At 61.3% G+C, this 19350-nt stretch carries 17 protein-coding genes and 3 tRNA genes; 15 read left to right on the forward strand and 5 right to left on the reverse strand.

The features are described from left to right. Nucleotides 1-24 precede the first annotated feature (24 nt). A complete protein-coding gene (locus RIF72_RS00045) occupies nt 25-957 on the reverse strand; it encodes a LysR family transcriptional regulator (protein WP_309072883.1) in 933 nt (310 codons plus the stop codon). Between the two features lie 180 nt (nt 958-1137). Between RIF72_RS00045 and RIF72_RS00050 the strand changes: the two genes are divergently transcribed. The 4 genes from RIF72_RS00050 (at nt 1138) to RIF72_RS00065 (ending at nt 3773) form a co-directional block, all read left to right on the forward strand. After that, entirely contained in the window at nt 1138-2109 is a 972-nt protein-coding gene (locus RIF72_RS00050) for a hypothetical protein (protein WP_309072884.1), read from the forward strand. Between the two features lie 37 nt (nt 2110-2146). Further along, nucleotides 2147-3310 carry a PQQ-dependent sugar dehydrogenase gene (locus tag RIF72_RS00055; protein ID WP_309072885.1) on the forward strand — a complete coding sequence of 388 codons (1164 nt, stop codon included), beginning with the start codon at nt 2147-2149 and terminating at the stop codon, nt 3308-3310. A gap of 117 nt (nt 3311-3427) precedes the next feature. Continuing rightward, nucleotides 3428-3503 (forward strand) — tRNA-Lys (locus RIF72_RS00060). A 194-nt stretch (nt 3504-3697) separates the two neighbouring features. Further along, nucleotides 3698-3773: transfer RNA gene (locus RIF72_RS00065), tRNA-Lys, on the forward strand. Nucleotides 3774-3864: 91 nt separating this feature from the next. Here RIF72_RS00065 and RIF72_RS00070 read toward each other — a convergent pair. Then, entirely contained in the window at nt 3865-4332 is a 468-nt protein-coding gene (locus RIF72_RS00070) for a MarR family transcriptional regulator (RefSeq protein WP_309072886.1), read from the reverse strand. 84 nt (nt 4333-4416) lie between these two features. Here RIF72_RS00070 and bcp point away from each other — a divergent pair, with 84 nt between their 5' ends. From bcp to RIF72_RS00105, 7 genes are all read left to right on the forward strand, one after another. Next, entirely contained in the window at nt 4417-4890 is a 474-nt protein-coding gene (bcp, locus tag RIF72_RS00075; protein ID WP_309072887.1) for a thioredoxin-dependent thiol peroxidase, read from the forward strand. A gap of 63 nt (nt 4891-4953) precedes the next feature. Next, nucleotides 4954-5035, forward strand: a tRNA-Leu gene (locus RIF72_RS00080). A gap of 168 nt (nt 5036-5203) precedes the next feature. Next, the gene (locus RIF72_RS00085; protein WP_375164181.1) at nt 5204-6868 is read left to right on the forward strand and encodes an ABC transporter substrate-binding protein; all 1665 of its coding nucleotides are present in this window, start codon (nt 5204-5206) and stop codon (nt 6866-6868) included. Between the two features lie 79 nt (nt 6869-6947). Continuing rightward, the gene (locus RIF72_RS00090) at nt 6948-8453 is read left to right on the forward strand and encodes a malate:quinone oxidoreductase (protein WP_309072888.1); all 1506 of its coding nucleotides are present in this window, start codon (nt 6948-6950) and stop codon (nt 8451-8453) included. A gap of 67 nt (nt 8454-8520) precedes the next feature. Then, nucleotides 8521-11760, forward strand: coding sequence for an efflux RND transporter permease subunit (locus RIF72_RS00095; protein WP_309072889.1), 3240 nt, complete (start codon nt 8521-8523; stop codon nt 11758-11760). Nucleotides 11761-11911: 151 nt separating this feature from the next. Then, nucleotides 11912-13036: an LLM class flavin-dependent oxidoreductase gene (locus tag RIF72_RS00100; protein ID WP_309072890.1), complete on the forward strand. Its 1125-nt coding sequence runs from the start codon at nt 11912-11914 to the stop codon at nt 13034-13036. Next, nucleotides 13036-13497 carry a MarR family winged helix-turn-helix transcriptional regulator gene (locus tag RIF72_RS00105; RefSeq protein WP_309072891.1) on the forward strand — a complete coding sequence of 154 codons (462 nt, stop codon included), beginning with the start codon at nt 13036-13038 and terminating at the stop codon, nt 13495-13497. The genes RIF72_RS00100 and RIF72_RS00105 overlap by 1 nt, the downstream gene beginning before the upstream one ends. A gap of 16 nt (nt 13498-13513) precedes the next feature. Here RIF72_RS00105 and RIF72_RS00110 read toward each other — a convergent pair whose 3' ends face one another. Further along, a complete protein-coding gene (locus tag RIF72_RS00110; RefSeq protein ID WP_309072892.1) occupies nt 13514-14320 on the reverse strand; it encodes a transglutaminase family protein in 807 nt (268 codons plus the stop codon). A gap of 69 nt (nt 14321-14389) precedes the next feature. Then, the gene (locus RIF72_RS00115) at nt 14390-15244 is read right to left on the reverse strand and encodes a hypothetical protein (protein WP_309072893.1); all 855 of its coding nucleotides are present in this window, start codon (nt 15242-15244) and stop codon (nt 14390-14392) included. Nucleotides 15245-15298: 54 nt separating this feature from the next. On the opposite strand from RIF72_RS00115, the gene RIF72_RS00120 reads away from it, so the two are divergent. Next, nucleotides 15299-15967 (forward strand): DUF1684 domain-containing protein, encoded by a 669-nt coding sequence (locus RIF72_RS00120; RefSeq protein ID WP_309072894.1) that lies wholly within the window; start codon nt 15299-15301, stop codon nt 15965-15967. Here RIF72_RS00120 and RIF72_RS00125 read toward each other — a convergent pair. Then, entirely contained in the window at nt 15964-17160 is a 1197-nt protein-coding gene (locus tag RIF72_RS00125) for an SLC13 family permease (RefSeq protein WP_309072895.1), read from the reverse strand. The two genes, RIF72_RS00120 and RIF72_RS00125, sit on opposite strands and share 4 nt — an antisense overlap. 134 nt (nt 17161-17294) lie before the next feature. Between RIF72_RS00125 and RIF72_RS00130 the strand changes: the two genes are divergently transcribed. The 3 genes from RIF72_RS00130 (at nt 17295) to RIF72_RS00140 (ending at nt 19345) form a co-directional block, all read left to right on the forward strand. Further along, entirely contained in the window at nt 17295-17894 is a 600-nt protein-coding gene (locus RIF72_RS00130; protein ID WP_309072896.1) for a DM13 domain-containing protein, read from the forward strand. A gap of 98 nt (nt 17895-17992) precedes the next feature. Then, nucleotides 17993-18841: a fumarylacetoacetate hydrolase family protein gene (locus RIF72_RS00135; protein ID WP_309072897.1), complete on the forward strand. Its 849-nt coding sequence runs from the start codon at nt 17993-17995 to the stop codon at nt 18839-18841. 18 nt (nt 18842-18859) lie between these two features. After that, nucleotides 18860-19345, forward strand: a complete 486-nt coding sequence (locus RIF72_RS00140) for a GtrA family protein (protein ID WP_309072898.1) — start codon at nt 18860-18862, stop codon at nt 19343-19345. Nucleotides 19346-19350 lie beyond the last annotated feature (5 nt).

Consider the following 19350-nt stretch of genomic DNA (forward strand, 5'->3'; position numbering starts at 1 on the left):
GTTGCGCCTCAGTTGGTCTGCGCCTCAAACGTTGGGGCGTGACTCATTGAGCTCTTTGGCAATGGAGTCAGCTTCGCTCTTGAGCATGTCCAAGACGATGGCAATTGTGGCCCGCGCGGCAACCTCTTGCCGTGACAAAGCCACAATGCTCCTGCTTGCCTTGACCTCTGTGAGTGGCCGAAGAACGAGTCCCCGGCGCGCACTTGCCCGGGCAGTGTATCGAGGTAGAAGGCAGATGCCGTGCCCCGCGCCCACCAAAGCCTCAAGCACCCTGAGATCCGGATATCGCTGACCCCTCAGGGCCTGCCTGCCTGCATGGAGCTCGATCTGACGAAGGACGGTGTCGAACGGGAAGCCCTCCGGGACGCCTATCCACGGGTAATCAACAACGTCCTGGGGGCATAGCCGGGCTTTTGCAGCCAGAGGATGGTCGGCCGGCATGGCAACGTCCAGTGCTTCCTCCAGGAGCGGCACCACAGCCAGGCCCCTCCGGGCGAAAACTTCGGGCCCATCCACGCTGTGCGCCAGCACAATGTCATAATCCGCCACCAAGGGAGCGAAATGGGCGGTTCCCGGATCCTCGAAATGTGCATCGAAAGACAGCCCATCCACGGAGGACACGCGGTGCAGCACTCCCGGAAGGAGCATTTCCGCAGCACTGGGAAAGAAAGCTGCGGAGACGCGCGTTTGCCAACCCTTCCTATAGGTGTCAATGGTGGACTCCGCCCTGGCCATGGCTGTAGCAATATCCGAAGCTGCTGCCGCCATGGCCAGTCCTGCTTCGGTCAGCTGAACGCCCCTGCCCACCTTCTCCACGAGGACAACACCGATCTCCGCTTGTAGCGTTTTCAGCTGCTGTGAGACCGCCGAGGCTGTGACATTCATGGCCTCGGCTGTGGCGCCAACACTTTGCCGGTCCGCTAATTCGCGCAGAATCTGCAGCCTTTTGAAGTCCATGGAGCCAGACTAGGCGACTCACGGAGAATTGCCCGACCATGAATTTTTTTGGGTCGTAAATTAGTAAGGGGACTGATATTTCGGGCGAACCGGCAGGTCAAACGCTGGACAGCCCATAAGCAGGCACGTAACGTCGGCATTACCACGAGCTTCACCCCAGTGAGCAGAAGGGCCTCCACTATGGACTGGTTAATTTGGGTCATTGTCATTGTTTTGGTCGTCGCAATTGTTTGGTGGCTAATGAACCGCAACAAGACAGGAAACATCGATACCACCTCAAGCCAAGCCCCCGCAGATAATCGCCTTCCCGGGACCGCCGGCACGACTGCACCGGCAGCAATGGAGCCCAGCAACACCGCCTCCATGCCGGACCCCGCTGCAACGGCAGCAGGTGTGGCCGGCATCGCAGGGGTAACCAATCTGGGCAAGAACGCAGCCGAGGGCAGCGGCCCGACTGTGGACGAACCAACGATTGCCGAACCTGACCTTGCCGAATCCGGCCCTTCTGAAGAAATCCACGGGGCCTCCCCCGTCACCGATGACGTGCAAGCCGAGCCGCGCACCGCCGTCGACGATTCACCGGCCGCTGCAGCCTCCGATGTTCAGCCAGCCACCACGCCCGGGTTGACCGTGGCGGAACCAATCATCGAAACCCCTGCAGTGGCCGAGCCCGTGATTGACGAACCAGTGGTGGCAGAACCCGTGGTGCACACAGACACAAATATCCATGCGGCCGACGCCGGTGACGTGGATGCCGGCGACGTGGACGATTGGGACGCGGGTTCTCCCGCTGCCGCCTCCAACGCGGCAGCAGACAAGGCCGAGTGGGAGTCTTCCTGGACAGATGCGGGCGGCACCCCGGTCCATCACCACGAGTACACCGATGCGCACTCACCCACCCTGCCGGGCGCGGAGTCCGCAGCGGCCGAAGACACGGCGGGCTCCGGTCACTTGGCAGTCGAGCATCCCTACGGCACCGGATCCTCCAGCGCACCAGGGGATGCCTATCCCGTTAAGGCCAATGCCTCGACCATGACCTACCACGACGAAGACGCAGCCGGGTATCACGACGCTCCTGCGGACGTGTGGTTCGAATCATCCGCGCACGCGGAGGCTGCCGGTTTCCGTCCACCTCGCCGCAGCAGGCACTGAGGAGAACGCGGGCGGCTGGATACAGGCAGGCAAGAACATGGGCACGCACTCTCCGGCACGGCGTGATCGCCGCGTCCCCGCCACTACGCTTGCGCTGATCCTGTTGCTGTCAGGATGCACGGGCAGTCCATCGTCGCCGGGCACCGCGGCAACACCCACCGCGCCAGCGACGCAGGAGGGGACGACCACTTCAGCGACGTCCGCCCCCGGAACCAGCCAAACCACACCCGCGTCGCCACAGACCCCCGAGGTCGCTCAAAAGCTCGACGTCGGATTGCAACTGCCGTGGTCGGTCGTCTTCCTGCCAAACGGCACAGCTGTCGTCTCCGAGCGCGACTCCGCCCAGGTCAAGAGCATCCGTGACGGCCAGGCCAACACCATAGGCGAGGTGTCCGGCGTCGACCCAGGCGGAGAAGGTGGGTTGCTCGGCTTGGCTCTCTCACCTGACTTCGCAACGGACCGCTGGCTGTACGCATACTTCACTTCCCCAAGCGACAACCGGATTGCCCGGATGAAGTTGGCCGAGGACTCAGGTGGTCAATTGGCCCTGGGCGAGGCTGAGGTGGTCTTCTCCGGAATATCCAAGGCCTCAACCCACAATGGTGGTCGAATCCGTTTTGGCCCGGATGGGTTCCTCTACGTAGGCACCGGCGATTCGCAGCGCCGGGAGCAACCACAAGATACCAACGCCCTGGGAGGCAAGATCCTTCGGCTCACCCCGGAGGGTCGCCCGGCGCCGGGCAATCCCTTCGGCGACAACCCCGTCTACAGCTATGGCCACCGGAACGTACAGGGCCTGGCGTGGGACAGGGACGGACGCCTCTGGGCCAGCGAGTTCGGGCCGGACGTGGATGACGAACTGAACCTGATCACCCCCGGCGGAAACTACGGTTGGCCTACCGTGACCGGCGCGCCGGGCAGGAGCGGGCTGATCGATGCGAAGGTCGTCTGGCCATCAACGTCGGACGCCTCACCAAGCGGTCTCGAAATCGTTGATGGCATTGCCTACACTAGTGCGCTTCGTGGTCAACGACTGTGGGCCGTTCCACTTGAGGGTGAGAACGCGGCCACTCCTGTGGCCTATTTCACAGGACAGTACGGGCGGCTCAGGGACGTAAGCCGAGCACCAGACGGCACCCTCTGGGTTATCAGCAACAACAGAAACCCTGATTTTGCAGTGATTCTGAAGGTTGGGCCGTGAGGCAACAGGCAACAAGCTGCCGATTTCCCTCCTCGGCGGAAGTCGTGTAGAGTTACATGTCGTTGCGGAGATCGCCGGGGAAGGAAAAGCTTCCGGGTTTGATCGAAATCAACAGCTGCACCTCTAGCTCAACTGGCAGAGCAATTGACTCTTAATCAATGGGTTCCGGGTTCGAGTCCCGGGGGGTGCACCACAGGAAAAGGCCTTGGAGTGATTACCACTCCAAGGCCTTTTTTGTTGTTCAAATCTCTTCTCAGGCGCCTGCAAATGGCGTGCATCACGCATTGCCCCTTTTGGTCTCCAGCAGCCAAATAGTGGTGTAGAGTTGTTTGTCGTTGCGGAGATCAACGGGAATACGAATTCACCGGATAAGCCGAAACAACAGCTGCACCTCTAGCTCAACTGGCAGAGCAATTGACTCTTAATCAATGGGTTCCGGGTTCGAGTCCCGGGGGGTGCACCATAAAAGAAAGGCTCCGGATCGTAGATACGATCCGGAGCCTTTCTCTTTCCATGCCAGGGCTTCCAGAAGGAACCCCCGGCCACAGGCTTGGTCAGACTTGAGGCAAGTCGGTGTCAATCTCGTGGGATTCCTGCTCCGGCGCCGGCAAACCTGCAAGGCCCCGGACAACGATCCGAAGCTCCTCGCGGAGGCGGGCGGTGTCCACGGCCACAGGCGACAAGACATCCTGCTCAAGCTTTACTGCTTCAGCAAGAGCCGCAATACCGGCGTCGGTAAGGGTCACCACGTGACTCCTGCGGTCGGAATCACTGCGTTGCCGGGTGACATGCCCGTGCAGCTCAAGCCTCGCAAGAGTGGTTCCCATTGTCTGGGCCTTGACGCGCGCCACTTCGGCCAAAGCCGCCTGCGTAATGGCACCCTTGGCAGCCAACACCTGCATGGCAATGACACCGGCGTGGGTAAGGCCGATGGACTTCAATTTTTCGTTCCACGAGATTTCCACCAGGCGTGCAGCTGTCGAAAGCAATCGGGTGGTGGGCCATCTCTCCATATCTGGCATGCCGACAGTATATGCGGGGAAGCGTCCACGACGCGGCTTCTCGCACTAAACTGGGAAATCGCGATCACTGGCAAGGAGCATATTTTGGCTGAACGACTTATCCCGGGAGACATCGCCCCGGACTTCACACTTCAGGATGAAACCGGTAAAAGCATGAGCTTGACGGACCTCCGGGGGCGGAAAACCATCCTCTATTTCTACCCCGCCGCGTCCACCCGCGGTTGCACCAAGGAAGCATGCGATTTCCGCGACACCCTCGGGTCCCTGCAGGCCGCAGGGTACGAAGTAGTGGGAGTCTCCCCCGACCCCGTCAAAGCGCTTGCCAAGTTCAGTGATGAAGAACAGCTGACCTTCCGCCTGCTCTCGGACGAGGACCACTCCGTAGCCGAAGCGTACGGGGCCTGGGGCGAGAAGAAGAACTACGGCCGCAGCTATATGGGGTTGATCCGGTCCACCTTTGTGGTTGATTCCGATGGAAAGCTCTCCCTGGCGCAATACAACGTGCGCGCCACCGGGCACGTTGCCAAGCTTCGGCGCGATCTCAAGCTGGACAAGTAGCGGGTACACTGGAGGCCGGTATATGGCATCGACCGTCCAACCAGGCGGCCCGGTTGCCAGCCAGCGCGAGTGGTGAAATTGGCAGACACGCAGGATTTAGGTTCCTGTGCCTTCGGGCGTGGGGGTTCAAGTCCCCCCTTGCGCACAGATACACAGGTACCCCCGGTTGCAGGACCGGGGGTATTTTTCTCCTCAAGCAGACGGGGCCATCCTGAAGATGCGCTGGGAAGTGCACTCAGGACGTTCAACTAGACTGGAATGCGGTCTGGCCGAAGCCGGCCACAGCACTTCCAACCGGCTTGAGGGGACAAGAGTGGCAAGCAGCAAAATGCGGCGACTAAGCATTCAGTTCGGAGCTGCCGTCTTGGCTTTGGGGCTGGCAGGGTGCACGGGAGCACCGGGCCCCGCACTGACTTCCGCCAGCAACTCCCCCGCCGCTGAACCCTCGGCAACTTTCAACTTCGGCACGGCATCCATGCCCTTGGGCCTCGACCCTGCCGTCACCGCTGATTCGGAGTCGTACCGCGTCACCCGTCAAGTCCTCGAAGGACTCGTGGGGGTAGACGGCGAGACAGGTCAGACCACTCCCCTCCTCGCCACGGAGTGGAAAGACAGCAACAACGGGCTGAGCTACGACTTCACGCTCCGCCCCGACGTGACTTTTCACGACGGCACTCCACTGGATGCAACCGCTGTATGCGCAAACTTCAACCGCTGGTTCACCTTCCCCGAGCACCTCAGGAAGCAAGCGCCCGGGATTTCGTTCCAAAGCGTATTCAAGGCTTACTCCGACCAGCCGGTGTTCTCCATTTTCAAAGACTGCAAAGTGGTCTCGGCCAGCGATGTCCAGATCAACCTGACGCGCCCCTTCACCGGATTCCTCCAGGCACTGACACTGCCGGCCTTCGCAATATCTTCCCCGGCAGCCTTGGAGGCACAGAAAGCCAACGTCCTTGAACAGGTCCGGAATGGACAGGCCATGTCCAGCTACGCAGGCCACCCCGTGGGTACGGGTCCGTATGAGTTCACCGGGTGGGACGAAAAGAAGCTCACCCTGTCCAGTTACAAGGGTTATTGGGGCGACAAGGGCCAGATAGCAACCATCAACTTCATCCCTTACGATCGCGCGGAAACCCGTCAACAGGCCCTCTTGGACGGCAAGATCGACGCCTACGATCTGGTGACCTCCGGGACCTTTGACCAATTGGTCAAGAAGGGTGTCCAGATCATCCAGCGTGACCCGTTCTCGGTGATGTACCTCGGCATCAACCAGGCTGTCGCCCCGTTGGAAAATCCTGAGGTCCGCCAAGCGATCGAAATGGCGATCGACAAGGAAGCGTTGATCCGCAAGTTCTTCATCGACAACACGGCGCAGGCATCACAGTTTGTGCCGCCCAAACTTAGTGGTTTCAACAACAACGCTCCCTCCTTGGGATACAACCCGGAGAAAGCAAAAGAGCTCCTCAAGGAGGCCGGCTACAAGGGCGAGGAGCTGAAGTTCTACTACCCGCTCAACGCCACGCGGGCCTACATGCCCACCCCGGAAAAGATCTACGCCGAACTCAGCCGCCAACTCGTCGCTGTCGGCTTCAATATCAAACCGGTCCCCATCGACTGGGAAGACGGCTACCTCCAACGGGTCCAGTCGGCAGGTGACCGCGGTCTGCACCTGCTCGGCTGGAACGGCTCCTACGCAGACGCGGACAACTTCCTGGGACCTTTGTTCGGCGAATCACGCGCCGAGTTCGGATACGCAGACTCGGAAGTCTTCCACAAGATAGAACGAGCGCGTGCCATGCCCGAAGGCGATGACCGCAACACCCAATATCAAGCCATCAATGCAGAGATCGCGGCGTCCGTACCGGCTGTGCCCATCGCCTTCCCCATCTCGGCGTTGGCGCTGTCCAACAAGGTGGAAAGCTACCCGGCTTCGCCCGTCCTCAACGAAGTTTTCACAAACGTCCGCCTAAAGCCTTGACGATTCCCCGCAATTTCAGTATTGAGTCTGCGCGGGGATATTCTGTGACAGCCAGTGCCGCCGCTAACGGAGATTGATCGTGACCTTCATTTCCAAGACTCAACATGCCGACGTCGTCCTTATTGGCGGTGGAATCATGAGTGCCACACTTGGTGCGTTCATCAAGCAACTTGAACCCACCTGGACCATCTCCCTCTTCGAAAGACTCGACGAAGCAGGGCTCGAGAGTTCCGGACCGTGGAACAACGCCGGTACCGGCCATGCTGCGCTGTGTGAGCTTAACTACTCTCCCGCTGCAAAAGACGGTTCCGTGGATCCCTCCAAGGCCCTTCACATCAACGAGCAGTTCCAACTTTCCCGCCAGTTCTGGTCCCACTTGGTTGACAGCAACGTCGTCGGGTCCCCCAAGGGTTTCATCAACACGGTCCCGCACATGAGCTTCGTCATTGGCGATGACCATGCGAACTTCCTGAAGACCCGGTACGAGGCACTGAAGCCCAACACGCTTTTCCGCAGCATGGAGTACACAGAGGACCAGGACCAAATCGCCAAGTGGGCCCCCTTGATCGTCAAGGGCCGCAACCGCAAGCAGCGCGTTGCCGCAACCCGCGCCGCCGAAGGCACCGACGTCGACTTCGGTGCCTTGACCCGCGAACTGACCGGATACCTGCAAAGCAGCGGGGCCGAGGTCAACTACGGACACGACGTCACCAACATCCACCGCGCAGCAGGCGGTGGATGGGACCTCTCCATCAAGCACCCAAAGTCCGGGGAGCACGGCCGCATCCATGCCAAGTTCGTCTTCGTCGGAGCAGGTGGCGGTGCCCTCCACCTGCTTCAGGCCTCAGGTATCCCTGAGAGTAAGGGATACGGCGGATTCCCCGTCTCTGGCCAGTTCTTCCGCTGCACGGATGACGCCATCACCTCCCAGCACAGCGCAAAGGTCTACGGCCAGGCGTCCGTCGGCGCTCCGCCCATGTCCGTTCCGCACTTGGACACCCGTTACGTGGACGGCAAGCGTTCCCTCCTCTTCGGCCCGTATGCCGGTTTCTCCACCAACTTCCTGAAGACCTCCAGCTACCTTGACCTTCCGCTGTCCATCCGACCGGGAAACATCATTCCCATGTTGGCCGTGGCCAAGGACAACATGGACCTCACCGCCTACCTCATCAAGGAGGTTGCCAAGCGGCACGAGGCCAAAGTGGAGGCCCTGCGCGAGTACTACCCCGAGGCAGCAGGAGACAACTGGGAACTGATCACCGCCGGCCAGCGTGTACAGATCATCAAGAAGCACCCTCAGAAGGGTGGCGTCCTGCAGTTCGGCACTGAAGTCATTGCTTCCCGCGATGGTTCCATTGGCGCCCTGCTGGGCGCTTCTCCGGGTGCTTCAACCGCCGTGCCGATCATGATCGAACTGTTGCAAAAGTCGTTCCCCAAGAACTTCAAGGGATGGCAGTCCAAGCTCAAGGACATGATGCCGGGCTACGGCGTCAAGCTCAACGAGAATCCGGACCTGGCCGCCGAACTGGAAGCAAGCACCGCCAAGTCCCTGCAATTGGAAGTGGCCAACGCTATCCAAAGCTAGGCCACACCCGGGGCTGCGGCCGGTTCCCGTCAGTCGAATCATTACGTAGACCGCAGGAGTCAATGCAATGTTCCGCTTGGCCAAACTGTCCCTGGGAAACCGGGCCCTGATCGCGCTGATCACCGTGTTTGCGGCGGTGTTCGGCGTGATCACCATGGGGTCGCTCAAGCAGGAACTCATTCCTTCCATCGAGTTCCCGCAGATCACCGTCGTGACGTCGATGCCCGGAGCCTCCCCGGAGGTTGTGGACAAGCAGTTGAGCCAGCCTTTGGAAACAGCCCTGAACAGCGTCGAGGGCCTGGAGTCCACCACATCGACGTCCCGCAACGGCGTTTCGCAGATCACCATGGTGTTCACGTACGGGTCCAATCTGGACCGGGCCCGCAACCAGATTGACCGGGCGATCTCCAACGCCAAACGGGTGCTGCCGGCCGACGTCGAACCCCAATCCATTGCCGGCAACATCAGCGACTTCCCGATCGTCTATTTGGCGGTCTCCTCGGACAAACCGCTCAGCGAGCTCAACGCTGACCTCCTGCGGCTCAGCGTTCCCCGGTTACAGAAGATCGACGGCGTCCGCGGCGCCGATGTGACCGGTGGTTCCAGCCAACACATCCTGATTCAGCCCCGTCCCGCGGACCTCGCAACAACAGGGGCTTCGGTCCAGTCCATCAGCAATGCGTTGAAAAACAACGGGACCCTGGTTCCTGTCGGCACCATCGAGGATCAAGGCAAGACCCTGTCCCTCCAGCTCGGCAGCCCCGTGGATTCCCTGGACATTATCAAGGGACTTCCTTTGGCCGGCGCCAAGAGCGCTGCAACCATTGGAGCCGTGGCCGACGTCAGCATCGAGGACGATGCCGCGACTTCCATCACCCGCACCAACGGCAAGCCCACCCTGGCGCTGTCCGTCACCAAAAAGCCCGAGGGCGACACGGTGGCGATCTCGCATGCGGTGCGGGACGCCGTCGGCCCGATGGAAGAAGAGCTCGGCAACAACGCGACCTTCACACCGGTCTTCGACCAAGCACCTTTCATTGAGAAGTCCATCAAGGACCTCACTACGGAAGGGCTCCTCGGCCTGGGCTTCGCCGTGGCCGTCATCCTGGTCTTCCTGATGTCCGTGCGCTCCACCCTGGTTACGGCCGTGTCCATCCCGTTGTCCCTGCTGATCACCTTCATCGGAATCTCCGCCACAGGCTATTCCCTGAACATCCTTACCCTTGGTGCCCTCACCATTGCCATCGGGCGCGTGGTGGACGATTCCATCGTGGTCATCGAGAACATCAAGCGGCACCTCAGCTACGGCGAACACAAGCTGACAGCAATCCTGACCTCCATCCGGGAGGTGGCCGGGGCCATCACGGCTTCCACCTTGACCACTGTGGCCGTGTTCCTCCCCATCGCTTTCGTGGGCGACCTCGCCGGTGAGCTGTTCCGTCCCTTCGCCTTGACCGTGACCATCGCGCTGTTGTCGTCACTATTGGTTTCCCTGACGATCGTTCCGGTCCTGGCATACTGGTTCCTGTCCTCTCCCGAAAAAGGCGCTGAGTCGCAGGCATCTGCAAAGGAAATTGCCGAGAAGGCCCGGGAGGCCGAACAGCGGAGTCGCCTACAGCGCGGTTACCTTCCCATTCTTGCGAAAACGCAAAAGCACCCGATCATCACCCTGTCCGCGGCAGCGCTGGTGCTGGTGGCGACCATCGCCGTCTCACCACTTCTGGCCACGGACCTGCTGGGCCGTTCGGGAGAGAACAGTATGACGGTGCGCCAAGTCCTTCCGTCGGGCACCAGCCTGCAGGCCACCAGCGACGAAGCGGCCAAGATTGAGGAATCCCTGAAGGGCATTGAGGGCATCAAGGACGTGCAGGTCACCTCAGGGAATGCTCAAACGGGCTTCGCGGCCCTTACGTCAACCGGATCTTCCAACTCGACGTTCACCATTGTCACCGACGAGAAAGTAAACCAAAGCAAACTCCAGGATGAGGTCCGCGCCAAGCTGGAGGGGGCCGCCGGAAAAGTCACGGTAGGATCCCAGCAAGGAGGATTCGGTACTTCCTCCACTGTTGACATCACCATCAGGGCCGCGAACTCCGCAGACCTGCAGACAGCAAGCGATGCCATGGTGAAGGCCATGGAAGGCGTCCCGGGCAGCTCCGAAGTTGCCACGAACCTCGCTTCAAAGCAGTCGGTGGTCCAGGTTCGTGTTGACAGGGCAAAGGCAGTGGCGGCAGGACTGACGGAAGAGCAGGTCGGGGCCTTCCTGGCATCCACCGTAAGCCCCGTTCCAGCCGGTACGGTGCGGATCGAGACCAACGACTATCCGGTGCAAATCGGCGAGGGCACGCGCTTCACCAGCATTGCCGCAGTCCGTGCGCTCCAGCTGCCAACAGCCCGCGGTGGCGTCGCGCTGGAGACGATTGCCGCCGTCGAGCAGGTTGACACCCCCGTATCCATCACCAGCAGCAATGGACAGAGGACCGCGCGGGTGACAGTGACGCCTTCCGGCTCCAACCTTGGCAGCGTCAGCGCCGCAGTGCAGGAGAGACTTGCAGCTGTGGAACTGCCTGCGGGGGTCACGGCAACGATAGGCGGGGCCACCACCCAGCAGGCCGAGTCCTTCCGGCAGCTTGGTCTGGCACTGCTGGCAGCCATCGCGATCGTCTACGTGATCATGGTGGCAGCGTTCAAGTCACTCATACAGCCGCTGATCCTCTTGGTTTCTGTACCCTTCGCTGCTACCGGCGCCGTGGGCCTGCTGCTGCTGACAGGCGTTCCACTGGGCCTGCCGTCACTGATTGGCATGCTGATGTTGGTGGGCATCGTAGTCACCAACGCCATCGTGCTGATCGACCTCATCAACCAATACCGCAAACCACATGACGGCAGCCCGGGCATGAACGTTACCGATGCCATCATGCACGGTGCACGGCAACGCCTGCGTCCAATTCTCATGACTGCACTGGCCACCGTTTTCGCCTTGACTCCCATGGCGTTGGGCCTCACGGGTGGCGGCGGGTTCATTTCGCAACCACTGGCAATTGTGGTGATCGGTGGGCTGGTTTCATCCACTGCCTTGACGCTGGTCCTGGTCCCGGTCCTTTATAAGCTTGTGGAGGGTCGCCGCGAGAAGAAAGAGCTGTTGAAGACCCTGCAGGACAAGCCGACGACGAAAGGTGACGACGGCCCCGGCGGCAGCTCCAGCAGCGGCAGCTCCAGCAGCGGATCGGGCGAGTTCCAGGACTGGACCACTGGAATGATTCCGCGCGTTACGGGCCGCCGCGCAGCGCACAATCCCGCAGAATAACGGGCGCCCCAACGCACTAACCCCTCGATAGGCAGGGCCGGGAACAATTCCCGGCCCTGCCCTGTTACAGATGTCGATACATGCAAATGCATCTAGTTTGAGCTATACTGCTTACAGAGCCCGGGACCTCGGGCAGGGAGAAAGGCACATCATGCAGATCGGCGTATTCAGCGTCAGCGACATCACCACTGACCCCACCACGGGCCGCACGCCCACGGAAAACGAACGCATCAAGGCCTCCGTTGCCATTGCCAAGAAGGTCGAAGAAATCGGCATGGACGTCTACGCCCTTGGCGAGCACCACAACCGGCCCTTCTTCTCCTCCTCCCCCACTACCACCCTGGCTTACATCGCAGCCCAGACCGAGCGCATCACGCTGTCCACGGCCACCACGCTGATCACCACCAATGACCCGGTCAAGATCGCAGAAGACTTCGCCATGCTCCAGCACCTCTCCGATGGCCGCGTGGATTTGGTCCTCGGCCGTGGCAACACCGCGCCGGTGTACCCCTGGTTCGGCAAGAACATCCAGGACGGCATCGAACTCGCCATTGAGAACTACAGCCTGCTCCGCAAACTGTGGGATGAGGACACGGTCAACTGGTCCGGAAAGTTCCGCACACCCCTGCAGAACTTTACGGCTACACCCCGACCGCTCGACGGCGTGGCCCCCTTCGTGTGGCACGGCTCCATCCGGACGCCGCAGATCGCAGAAGTTGCCGCTTACTACGGCGACGGTTTCTTCGCCAACAACATCTTCTGGCCCAAGGAGCACTACCAGCAGCTGATCGGCCTGTACCGGGAGCGCTACGAGCACTACGGACACGGCAAGGCAGACCAGGCAATTGTTGGCCTTGGTGGTCAGTTCTTCATGAGGAAGAACTCGCAGGACGCCGTCAAGGAGTTCCGCCCGTACTTCGACAACGCGCCGGTCTACGGGCACGGACCGTCTCTGGAGGACTTCACCTCTCAGACCCCACTCACCGTGGGCAGCCCGCAGGAAGTCATCGAGAAGACGCTGACGTTCCGTGAGGCCTTCGGTGACTACCAGCGGCAGCTGTTCCTGATCGACCACGCCGGCCTGCCCCTGAAGACCGTGCTGGAGCAGTTGGACCTCTTCGGCGAAGAAGTCCTGCCGGTACTCCGCAAGGAATACGCCGCCATGAAGCCAGCGCACTTGCCTGACGCACCGACGCACGCCTCACGCGCCGCCGCCGCGCTGAAAGCCACGGTCAGCGAATCCGCTACCGCTGGTGCTGCGGAGCAGGACGCCTGATGTCCGGCCCCTCGGCGTCCTCCGCCGTTCGCCTCGCCGCCGAAACCTGGGAGTCGTTGTTCCGCTCCCAGGTGGCGGTGATGCGGAAGCTGCAGTCGGGACCGGCATTCAAGACCCTGCCCGTCAAGGAATACGATGTGCTCTTCACGTTGTCCAAATGCCCTTCGGGCCAGCTTCGGCTGAATGAAATCAACGACAAAGTCCTGCTGAGCCAGTCCAGCTTGAGCCGCTTGGTGGATCGTTTGGAGAAGCGCGGTTTGGTGGAACGAACAACAGCGCCCGACGACGGACGCGGAGTCCTGCTCTCACTCACCGAAGCGGGCAGCGAGCTTCAAAAAACCATCGGCCGGGAACATGTACGGGACATCGCGCACCTGGTTGCGCCCGCGCTCACAGCTGAGGAACAGCGGGAGCTTTTGCGGCTGACCGAGAAGCTCCGGGCTTCGGTCGCGGGACACTAATGCAATTCACCCGGCACTAACGCAAACTGACGAGCTCCCGGGGATCCTCCACCGGGAGCTCTCCGTTTACCGATGCACTGACCTTGAGTGTACTTAAGGTCAGGCTGCCGCCCACAGTAGACAAGAACGCCGTATCTGATGAATCGCGTCCGGCAGTAATGCGGAGCATGGATTCGCGGGGAGCAAGTCCGGTGGGGTCGATGATGTGCCAGGCTCCCTCGATGTGTGCCTCCGCAACCGCATGGAAATCCATGGGACTCAGCCCTGGAGCGTACACCGCCGCCAGACGCGCAGGAACGTCCTTGGACCTCAAAAGGGCGATGGCGAGGTGGGCGAAGTCCCGGCACACGCCTTTCCGGTGAAGCAAAGTTTCCACGGCTCCGTCAGTTCCCCGCGACGAACCGCTGACGTACCGCAATTCTCTGTTCACCCAGTTGCGTATCGCTTGGAGCAATTCAGGACCTTGAAGGCTGCCGAACTCGGCATAGGAAGTAGGCAGCAGCCTGTCTGACTCCGCATACCGGCTGGGCCGAACGTACCTGATAAGTTCCATCGGGCTGGACGTATCGGCCTCTCCCAAGCCATGAACGGTCGCCCGGTAGTCCACCGTCACCTCGCTGGGCTCAGTGAACTCCAGGTAGTGGAAACGGCCGCCGTGGTGGTCGCTAAGTTCGGCAAAGGGAACCTCAGCACCATCAATACTGATGGACATTGCCTCCTCCACTGCGTCATAGCCACGGTTGTTGGCCACGGCTATGGCCATGGCCACCTTGGTGTTGGCTGCAGTCTTGAAAACGAGTGAGGCAGCAACATTGCGTTCCATTGATCTCCGGGGTGGGTTGCGGCGGGCATCCCCATCGCCGCCGTATGCGTGAATCAGCCAATCGCAGGACTACAGATTAACCTTCAGAGACAGTAGCATCCGCTGGACATTGGCGAATTCAGAACCATGGACCGCGTACTTCGCGGCCAGGTCCAGAGTATCGAACGCCTTGGCCGGGGCCACCTTCTCGTCGGTGGCGAAGGCGTGGATCGCCAGGACATCCCCAAAGGAGATATCGCCTTTTCCGGCAGGGCCCTGAACACGATTCCTCAGTTCGCAGGACTGTCCGTCCGCCCCCGCCACCATGTTGGTGATGCCGTAGGAGCCGAAAAATTTGTAACCCTGGACTACGCGGAAAACCACACGCGGATCAATGGTCTCAGGGCCATCCGAGTGCGGGACGTCCAAGGGAACGCTGCTGATCACCACGTACGGGCGCGCCTGACCGGCGGGGCAGGCAACGGGTGCAGCCGAGGGCAGGCCTGTTTGGAGGGTGGCGATATAGCGTCCTTCAGCATCCTTGACCTCCACCTTCACGGCATGAGCCAGCGAGCCTGCCTCCGGCGTCACCGATTGGGCTATCCACTCCTGCGGTAGCTCGAAGCTTACGGTTTTGGCGGAGTCCGTGTATGTCTTCCAAGACACCGCCGTTGCCGCCGGGCTGGGTCCGGCGCTGGCCGAAGCGGGGCCGCCCTCGCTGGGGTTCACGGACGGCGAGCCGGCCGCGGAGCCCGTTGCCGGCGTCGTGCTCTCCGCAGTGCCTGTCCCTGCTTCGGAACTGTTGGGCTGGGAGCTGGCCGTCGAGGTTACTTGCGGGCCTTTGTTCTCAGCGGAGCAGGATGTGGTGGCCGCGAGTACGGAACCTGCCAGTACTACGGCGGCGAACCGCATCGGAATGCGGCGCAAGTTCAGGGTGCCCTTCATGGGCACAGCCTATCCGCGGAAATCCCGCGACACGCACAGGACTAGGCTGAGTGTATGGCTCCCGTTCAGCAGGACTATTTCGAGGACGACATCCCCACTATGTCAGCGGTTGATATTGCCGACTGGCGCCTACGGACGTTCGCTCTCTACGACAAGGTGCGTCAGCTCGCGGCCACCAACCCGTTCGACGCGCATGTTTTTTGGCGGCAGGAACGGGATTTGATGTTCGCGACGCACCCTGCCTCAGCACTCACTGCAGATAAGAAAACCTCATTCTCCGGGCTGCGAACCGCTGACTACGATCCCTCCTTCCGGATGTACGCCTCCTTGTCGCCCGAAGGAACCGGCCAGGAGATGAACGTCGAAACAGGGACTGACGGCGTGGTGCCCTTTACAAGGATCGGCACCCTTGACCTACCCGGGCTCGGCTCGCTGGCGGCTTGGCGGCTACGGAGCTATGGCGGCGGCATCTTTGTGCCGTTCCGTGATTCAACAGCAGGAAAAGACGGTGGAAGCTACGGAGCGGGAAGATACCTGCTGGACACAGTCAAGGGCTCCTTCCACGGGACGCGGGGAACTGGTACTGAACAGGAGCTCGTGCTGGACTTCAACTTTGCGTACAACCCGTCATGCGCCTACAACGAAGCCTGGGCGTGCCCGTTGGCCGGACCGGCCAACCGCCTGGCGGCAGAAGTACCCGTGGGAGAGCTTTACCTGGGCTAGCCGAACAGCCCACCGGGACCAAAGGCTGCGAGCGCCCCTACAGCGGCCACTATTGTCAGGGGCGCCACGATCAGTCCGAAGACCGCGTATCCCCTCCACTTGACCAGCACGTTCATCCGCACCAGCCGGTCGTGCCACAACAGAGTGGCCAGTGATGCCCACGGCGTGATCAAGGGCCCCGCGTTGACTCCCACCAAGAGGGCGGCCATCCTCTCCGGGTTTCCTGCCAGTGGTTCGGCCAGCAGGTAGGCGGGCAGGTTGTTAACCACATTGGAGCCCAGGGCGCCCGTCATGGCCAGCCTCAGCAGTTCAAGGAACCCATTCCCCTGCCCCGCCACTTGGCCAAGAAGCACTGACGCTCCAAGGTATTGGCCTGCCTCTACCACTAGGAAAAGACCACACGTGAACAGCAACAGTGACCACGGAATCAGCGTCACCTTGAGTACCCTGGGACGTCGGACGGCGAACGTGCCCGCCAGGATCACAGCTGCCGCGGTGGCAGGAATCCAGATGGCAACTCCGGATACCAGCGCCGGCAATAGCAACAACAGGACCACGGCACTGATCAGCAGCAGGGATTTGTCAGCGGCCGCTGTGGATGACGGTGCCTGGGTCGGTCGGGTGGAATCGCGCGTATAGGTCTTGCGCAGTTCGCGCCGAAAGACGAGGGCTATGAAAGCCAAAGGGACCAGAACGGCGGCCAACGACGGCGCCCACATCAGTTGGGTGAACTGTGCGGGACTGATTCCGCCCAGGTTGTGTTGCGCCAAGAGGTTGGTCAGGTTGGAGATGGGAAGCAACAAGCTGGCCGTGTTCGCGAGCCACACTGTGGTCAGGGCAAAGGGCAAGACGGGCAGGCCCGCTTGACGGGCAACGGTGACCACCACCGGGGTGAGGAGCACCGCCGTCGTATCCAGCGACAGGAAGACAGTGCTCAAGGTGGCAAACAAGGCCAAGAGCAACCAGAGCAAGATGCTGCGTCCACGCCCCCATGCGCGCAGATGGCGGGCTATCCATTGAAAGGCGCCGGCCTCACTGACGAGTTCTGTGACAACCGTCATGGCAATAACAAAGCCAAGGATCGGTGCCACCCGGTCCGCCAGGACCGCCACTTCCTTCCAGGGCAGGATGCCCGTGGCCACGGTGATCCCACCAGCCACAAGGAGGACCAACCCGATGATCGCCAGACGCATGGAACGGATTCTAAGCCGTGCCCCTGAGTTCTTCCTCCGCGGCACGGGAACAACACGTCATCGGACCGTAAGCAATGGAGCACCCGCAGGGGACCTGCGACGCCTAGCCTTGGAGCATGAACAGAATGTGGAGCATGAACCGATTCCGGAGACTGGTCCGGGCCCACAGAATCCTGACGTCCGTGGCGGTTTTGGTGATCCTTTCAGCGGTGGTGCTCGGGGCCGCCCTGTTCCAGCCGTGGCGCCTCTTCACCAGCAGCACCCTTAACGAGGCTTTGCCCGCTGCACCCTTTTCCACGAGCTCCGGCGCCGCCGACCAATCCTCAGCGGTTGGCTCCCCACCCACGGCATCCGGTCCCGCGACACCGGCTCCCACCCTGCCAGTCCCCGCAGCTCCGCTGATTCTCGGCTCGGGTACTTTCCAATCCCAGGAGCATGAGACCACTGGCACAGCCCATCTGGTGAAACTCGCTGATGGGAGCCATCTCCTGCGACTCGAGAACCTGGCCAGCAGCGACGGTCCGGATGTGAAAGTCTGGTTGAGCAGTCTGGAAGCCGGCGGTGACTGGTTCAAATACCGTTCGGGACGATACGTGGATCTCGGCGCGATCAAAGCCACGCACGGCAACCACAACTACGCCATCCCTGCTGGTACCGACGTAGCCGGGCTGACGTCCGTGGTCCTGTGGTGCGACCGATTTAGTGTGGCGTTCGGTTCGGCCCCACTGACCTGACGCGTTGTGAGGCCCGCTTTGCGCGCCAAGGATGTCGCGGGGCGTAAAACGGGCCTCACAACGCAGGACGAAGCTCAGGGAGGACGTAGGATGTCATCATGACTTCGCCGCTTCCCCGCCGCCTCGCACGTGTCCGGCCCGCCTCGCCGCAGGCACCGGACGAGCAATTCTTCGTGGCCAACGACTCCCCGGACTTCGACTCGGTCGCCGGAACACTGTGGACCGTGGTGGACTCCCCTTTCCCGGAATCGAGGGCGAATGCCAACAGTTCGGCCAGGGAGGGCTGGGAGCTTGGCGATGTGGTCAGCCAAGATGCGTTCACATTCCTGGCCCCGTCGGTACCTGTCAACGTCTTCGGCATGGCCCACAACACCGGTCAACCTGGCCGTGATCTACCTCCCCAGGCCTTCCACAAAGCAGCATCCAGCGTGATCGGGCCCGGCGAAGCAATCCAACTCAGCTCCACCGTGGGTTACGTGGACCCGGAAGCTGAACTGACCGTCGTCGTCGGGCGTGCCGGGCGAGGTTTGACCCTGGAAACGGCGAGGTCGGCCATCCTTGGATACACCATCGGTAATGATGTCTCCGCCCGAGACCTCCAAAAGACCGACGAACTCTGGATCAGCGCCAAAAGCCAGGACACGTTCACGCCCGTCGGCCCCTGGATTGTCACTGACCTGGATGACTTGAACCTGGAAATCGGCATTGTCCACAACGGCCACGCCCTCAGGACCGCCGGTTCAGCTGATCTCGGCTGGAAAGTGGACGAGATCATGGTCTATCTGACCTCGTTCATGACCCTCCAACCCGGCGACCTCGTGCTCACAGGATTCCCGGCAGAGTGCGCGCGAATCCAGCCCGGCGACACCGTGGTGTGCAGGGTGGAAGGAATCGGCGAGCTTTACAACCCCGTCACCGGCGCTTCCTGGGAGGACCTGCCTGCATAGTGTGTCAGGCTTGACTCCATGGAGATAGCTGCGGAGGCCACTGAGCTACGCCCTTCTCCCCCGGACAAGCCACCACGCAAGCGGCATCGCGTCGTCTTGAAGTACCCGGTAGTCCGGCAATTGGTCCGCTTCACCGGCGTTGGTGTCGTATGCACGGGGAGTTCCCTGGCCATCTATGCCTTGCTGCGTCCGTGGATTGATCCCCAACTGGCCAACGCTGTGGCACTGATCCTGACGTCGCTGATGAACACGGCCCTGAATCGACGGCTGACGTTCAAGATCACGGGCCGTAAGAAGCGGACACAGGACCACCTGAGTGGAGTGATCGTGATCTGCATTGCGCTGATCATTACCGGCGGGAGCCTGGGCGTCCTGCACTTGCTCCGCCCGGAAGCCACCGTCACGGAGGAGCTCTGGACCACTACATTGTCCGGTTTCGTGGCCACGGCCGTTCGGTTTACCCTGTTGCGGCACTGGATTTTCCGGCGGGCCCGGCACGTATAGCCGGC

The organism is Paenarthrobacter sp., from assembly GCF_031180005.1.
In the GTDB taxonomy this organism is placed as follows: Bacteria; Actinomycetota; Actinomycetes; order Actinomycetales; family Micrococcaceae; genus Arthrobacter.

Coding starts and splice junctions, on each gene's coding strand:
- RIF72_RS00100 (WP_309072890.1), top strand. CDS start 11,912: ATGCAGATCGGCGTATTCAGCGTCAGCGACATCACCACTGACCCCACC.
- RIF72_RS00115 (WP_309072893.1), bottom strand. CDS start 15,244: ATGAAGGGCACCCTGAACTTGCGCCGCATTCCGATGCGGTTCGCCGCC.
- RIF72_RS00050 (WP_309072884.1), top strand. CDS start 1,138: ATGGACTGGTTAATTTGGGTCATTGTCATTGTTTTGGTCGTCGCAATT.
- RIF72_RS00125 (WP_309072895.1), bottom strand. CDS start 17,160: ATGCGTCTGGCGATCATCGGGTTGGTCCTCCTTGTGGCTGGTGGGATC.
- RIF72_RS00135 (WP_309072897.1), top strand. CDS start 17,993: ATGACTTCGCCGCTTCCCCGCCGCCTCGCACGTGTCCGGCCCGCCTCG.
- RIF72_RS00055 (WP_309072885.1), top strand. CDS start 2,147: ATGGGCACGCACTCTCCGGCACGGCGTGATCGCCGCGTCCCCGCCACT.
- RIF72_RS00045 (WP_309072883.1), bottom strand. CDS start 957: ATGGACTTCAAAAGGCTGCAGATTCTGCGCGAATTAGCGGACCGGCAA.
- RIF72_RS00110 (WP_309072892.1), bottom strand. CDS start 14,320: ATGGAACGCAATGTTGCTGCCTCACTCGTTTTCAAGACTGCAGCCAAC.
- RIF72_RS00070 (WP_309072886.1), bottom strand. CDS start 4,332: ATGCCAGATATGGAGAGATGGCCCACCACCCGATTGCTTTCGACAGCT.
- RIF72_RS00140 (WP_309072898.1), top strand. CDS start 18,860: ATGGAGATAGCTGCGGAGGCCACTGAGCTACGCCCTTCTCCCCCGGAC.
- RIF72_RS00095 (WP_309072889.1), top strand. CDS start 8,521: ATGTTCCGCTTGGCCAAACTGTCCCTGGGAAACCGGGCCCTGATCGCG.
- RIF72_RS00105 (WP_309072891.1), top strand. CDS start 13,036: ATGTCCGGCCCCTCGGCGTCCTCCGCCGTTCGCCTCGCCGCCGAAACC.
- RIF72_RS00130 (WP_309072896.1), top strand. CDS start 17,295: ATGAACCGATTCCGGAGACTGGTCCGGGCCCACAGAATCCTGACGTCC.
- RIF72_RS00120 (WP_309072894.1), top strand. CDS start 15,299: ATGGCTCCCGTTCAGCAGGACTATTTCGAGGACGACATCCCCACTATG.